The sequence below is a fragment of the Microcystis sp. LE19-195.1E genome (assembly GCF_027532095.1).
In the GTDB taxonomy this organism is placed as follows: Bacteria; Cyanobacteriota; Cyanobacteriia; order Cyanobacteriales; family Microcystaceae; genus Microcystis; species Microcystis aeruginosa.
This window is the reverse complement of sequence record NZ_JAPZSZ010000332.1, coordinates 1-4,599: the sequence shown is the minus strand read 5'-3', so window position 1 is coordinate 4,599 and position 4,599 is coordinate 1. Positions and strand designations below refer to the sequence as shown.

Annotated in this window: 4 protein-coding genes; all 4 read left to right on the top strand. The window is 49.0% G+C overall.

The window, feature by feature from the left end; translation table 11 throughout:
- Positions 1-168 precede the first annotated feature (168 nt).
- The 4 genes from kdpB to kdpC are packed head-to-tail and all read left to right on the top strand — an operon-like array spanning position 169 to position 4,439.
- Positions 169-2,328, top strand: coding sequence for a potassium-transporting ATPase subunit KdpB (kdpB, locus tag O9300_RS17945; RefSeq protein WP_287973119.1), 2,160 nt, complete (start codon positions 169-171; stop codon positions 2,326-2,328).
- On the top strand, positions 2,328-3,545 hold the full coding sequence (locus O9300_RS17940) for a DNA cytosine methyltransferase (RefSeq protein WP_287973117.1): 1,218 nt from the start codon (positions 2,328-2,330) through the stop codon (positions 3,543-3,545). Before kdpB ends, O9300_RS17940 begins: the two co-directional genes overlap by 1 nt.
- 40 nt (positions 3,546-3,585) lie before the next feature.
- Positions 3,586-3,792: a potassium-transporting ATPase subunit F gene (locus tag O9300_RS19565; protein ID WP_190722330.1), complete on the top strand. Its 207-nt coding sequence runs from the start codon at positions 3,586-3,588 to the stop codon at positions 3,790-3,792.
- A 2-nt stretch (positions 3,793-3,794) separates the two neighbouring features.
- The gene (gene kdpC, locus O9300_RS17935) at positions 3,795-4,439 is read left to right on the top strand and encodes a K(+)-transporting ATPase subunit C (protein WP_287973115.1); all 645 of its coding nucleotides are present in this window, start codon (positions 3,795-3,797) and stop codon (positions 4,437-4,439) included.
- Positions 4,440-4,599 lie beyond the last annotated feature (160 nt).

The following is a 4,599-nucleotide window of genomic DNA, read 5'->3' as shown; positions in this document are numbered from 1 at the left end:
GTGTGGGGTTTTACCAGTTTTGAGGTGGCCAATTACCTAATTTTCAGGGAAAAAGTGCCTAAATTTCCCCCCGATCACTCCCAGATCCAGTACTTTTTGATTGACAAAAGGTCTAAAAGTCTTACCCAACAAGGTTTTTAGATTTATTCAACCAGCCCTAGATAATTTATGAGAACGAACAAAGGAAATTCTAAATCCTCCCGCCCGTTGCGAGTGCCGAGAGGTCGCAGGGACGACCGCCGCCACACCCCCAAGGTAAACCGGACAGGTCTCTATCAACGCGCGATCCGGCAGTCCTTCCTCAAACTCGACCCGCGCATCGCCGTGCGTAACCCGGTCCTGTTCGTGGTCTGGTTAGGAACGATCGTCACGGCCCTGGTCACGATCGACCCGCATCTATTCGGCACGATCGCCGGGGATAGGGGACAACAACGGCTACTTAACGGCATCATCACCCTCATCCTCTTCTTCACGGTGCTGTTCGCCAACTTCGCCGAGGCGATCGCCGAGGGACGGGGAAAAGCCCAGGCCGATGCCCTGCGCTCCACCCGCAGCGACACGATGGCCCAGAAAATCCTTGCCGACGGCTCGATCGAGTCGGTCAGTTCCACGGCCTTGGGTCGGGGCGATCGGGTAAAACTGGTGGCCGGGGACGTGATTCCCGCCGACGGGGAAGTGATCGAGGGAATCGGTTCGGTGGATGAATCGGCGATCACCGGAGAATCGGCCCCCGTCCTCAAACAACCCGGAACCGACATCGCCAGTTCCGTCACCGGCGGCACCAGGCTTCTCTCGGACGAGTTGACAGTGCGGATCACTCAAGATCCCGGCCAGGGTTTTATCGATCGCATGATCTCCCTTGTGGAAGGGGCCGAGCGCACGAAAACCCCCAACGAGATCGCGCTGACGGTACTTCTGGCCGTGTTAACCCAAGTCTTTCTAATTGTCGTGGCCACGATTCCCTCGATCGGGAACTATATCGCCGGTTTCCTGGAAACGAGCCTCGGGCCGGCGGTCGCGGATACCTTTCGGGCCGGTTCCAGTATCGCCATCTTGATCTCGCTCCTCGTCGCCCTCATTCCCACGACGATCGGCGGTTTATTGAGCGCGATCGGCATCGCTGGCATGGATCGTGTGGCTCAGTTTAACGTCATCGCCACCTCCGGGCGCGCGGTGGAAGCCTGCGGCGACGTGAATACCCTCCTTCTCGACAAAACGGGAACGATCACCCTCGGCAACCGACTGGCTGACGAATTTATCCCCGTGAACGGTCATAACCTCGAGGAATTAGCCCGCATCTGTCTAGCGGCCAGCCTTTTCGACGAAACCCCGGAAGGACGCTCGATCGTTGCCTTAGCCCGGAATTTGGGCGCGAACCTCGATATCGATGGCCAACCCGGCGAGGGAATCGAATTCTCCGCTCGTACCCGCATGAGCGGCACCGATAGGGCCGGCGAGGAATACCGTAAGGGAGCCGTAGACGCGATTAAAGGTTTCGTCCGTTCCCGCGGTGGTTCTGTTCCCGAGACCCTCGATGAGGCACAGGAAAGGGTTTCCCGTTTGGGGGGGACTCCCCTGGCCGTCTGTCGGGGTAACGATATCTACGGGGTGATCTATCTCAAGGACATCGTGAAGCCAGGATTAAAAGAGCGTTTCGACCAATTACGGCGCATGGGTGTGAGAACGATCATGCTCACCGGCGACAACCAGATCACGGCGGCGGTGATCGCGGCGGAGGCGGGGGTGGATGATTTTATCGCCGAGGCCACCCCAGAAGATAAGATCGAGGTGATCCGTCGCGAGCAAGCCAAGGGCAAGTTAGTTGCCATGACGGGAGACGGAACCAACGACGCACCCGCACTGGCCCAGGCTAATGTCGGTGTGGCGATGAACTCCGGAACCCAAGCGGCGAAGGAGGCGGCCAATATGGTGGATCTCGATTCCGACCCGACCAAGCTGATCGATTTAGTGACCATCGGCAAACAGTTACTCATTACCCGCGGCGCCCTAACCACGTTTTCGGTAGCCAACGATATCGCCAAGTATTTCGCCATTATCCCGACGATTTTCGCCGCTGCCGGGATCGGTGCTTTAAACATCATGGGTTTGAAAAGCGCTCAATCGGCGATCGTCTCAGCCCTGATCTACAATGCCCTGATTATCCCCGTTTTGATTCCCCTAGCACTTAAAGGCGTTCAATTTCGCCCGCTCACTGCTGACCAACTATTGCGGCGCAATATCCTCATCTACGGCGTGGGAGGCATGATTGCGCCGTTTATTGCTATTAAGATTATTGATGAGATAATTTCAGCGATCGGGTTGAGGTAATGGGAAAATCGGCAATATTTAAGCCTAGTTTATTCGGATTGAAGCACTTGAATCGGGATTTTAGCCAAAAAGAAACATGGGGTAAAAATCAATTTAACTCCTCATTTCCAGCTTCTTTGTGCGCTTACTTGGATGGGAAAGGACTGAAAAATGTATATCTGAAACTTGACGAAAATTTAAAAATTCAACCTGCGGAGTTAAGTACACAAGAGTTATACGGTCTAGCTCCCGATTCCGATCATTTATTTTATGCTTTCGAGAGTCAATTTAGAGGAGGGAGCAAAATGATCACAATCGATTTATTTGCTGGTTGTGGTGGTTTATCTTTAGGTTTCCAGAAAGCGGGGTTTACTATTGTGGCCGCATTTGATAATTGGATACCTGCTATAGATGTCTATAGAAATAACTTTAGTCATCCGATATTTAATGTCGATTTATCTAGAGAATCTAATCAAGAAATATTGGCTCAATATAATCCTGAGATTATTGTCGGCAGCCCTCCTTGTCAAGACTTTTCCAGTGCCGGTAAGAGAAACGAGGGTTTAGGACGAGCGAATCTAACGCTCACATTCGCTGAAATTGTCACTAGAGTAAGTCCCCAATGGTTCGTTATGGAAAATGTGGATAGAATTGAGAAAAGTAAAATACTCACTCAGGCAAAACAAATTTTTAAAAGTCATGGTTATGGTTTAACTGGAAAAGTTATTAATTCTTGTTACTGCGGAGTTCCTCAAACTAGAAAAAGATATTTTCTGATCGGTAAAATGAACGAAGAAGATGATTTTTTAATCGATGAAATTAATGAAAATCTATCAAGTCAACCTCTGACTGTATTTGACTATATGGGCAAAGAATTAGATATAGAATACTATTATAGACATCCTAGAAGCTATCAAAGAAGGGCGATATTCAGTATTTATGAACCTAGCCCTACTATTCGAGGAGTAAATCGACCAGTTCCCAAAACCTATCGACAACATCCCGGTGATGCTTGTCATCTCAAGGAAAAATTAAGACCGCTAACAACGAGGGAGCGAAGCTATATTCAAACTTTTCCTAAAGACTTTATTTTTACAGGAACAAAATCTAATCTAGAACAAATGATTGGCAATGCGGTTCCTGTTAATTTGGCTAGATATGTAGGCCAATGTATTCTTAACTATGAATTGAAAAAGGGGAACAAGACAACCTATCGACAACTACAGCTATTTTCTTGATTTACTGGCAAAAACAAATCTCCAAAAAACTCTAATTCTTATGAAAGCAGCCCCTAGAAAATACCGATTTTTTTGGTATATTTTCTTAAATTTCTGTCTGACAATTCTTTTCTCCTCCATCGTTCAAGCTTCTACGGGAAGCACTATCGATAGGGGGCAAGCCTTCGCATTAACCCTTTTAGGATTAGTCGCCTTTGCTTTATTTATCTATCTGTTCCTTGTCATCTTTATACCGGAGAGGTTTTAATTATGAGTTTTGCACGCGAGGCCGGTAGAGCCATCCGTTCTACCCTAGTTCTCTGGGTGATCACTGCGCTGATCTATCCTTTCTCGATGATCGCCATCGGTCAAATTCTTTTTCCCTGGCAAGCGAACGGGAGTTTGATCACCAATAATCAAGGTCAAGTGGTGGGTTCGGCTCTAATTGGGCAACCTTTCACCAGCGATCGCTATTTCAATAGTCGTCCAAGTACCACCGCCTACAGTACGGCCGATCCGAAAAACGATCCTAACAAAGTCCTGCAAACCGGAATTTCGGGGGCGAGTAACCTAGCTCCCAGTAACCCCGTATTGATCGATCGAATTAAAGGAAAACCCGATTCCGACCCGAAAAAAGCAATCGAGGGGGAGATTCCCCGATTAGAGAAGACGGGAATTAAACCCACCGCAGCTCTGGTGTACACCTCCGGATCGAGTCTCGATCCCCACATCACCCCGGAAGCCGCCAGAGCGCAGATCGAGCGGGTGGCGAGGGTGCGGGGATTACCGACGAATCAAGTGGAGATCCTCGTTACCAAAAACACCGATGATCGCTTTCTCGGCATCTTCGGCGAACCGGGGGTTAACCTGCTGAAACTGAATTTGGCTCTAGATGCGATCGCAAATTCCCGATAGGGTTTCTGATGCTAAATCCTATTTAGGGTTTGCTGAATAAATCTAAAAACCTTGTTGGATAAGGCTTTTAGACTTTTTTTCCCTGAAAAAGTGCCTACCATTGGAGTGATTGGGGGGAAAATTTAGGGATTTTTTCCCTGAAAATTAGGTAATTGACCAC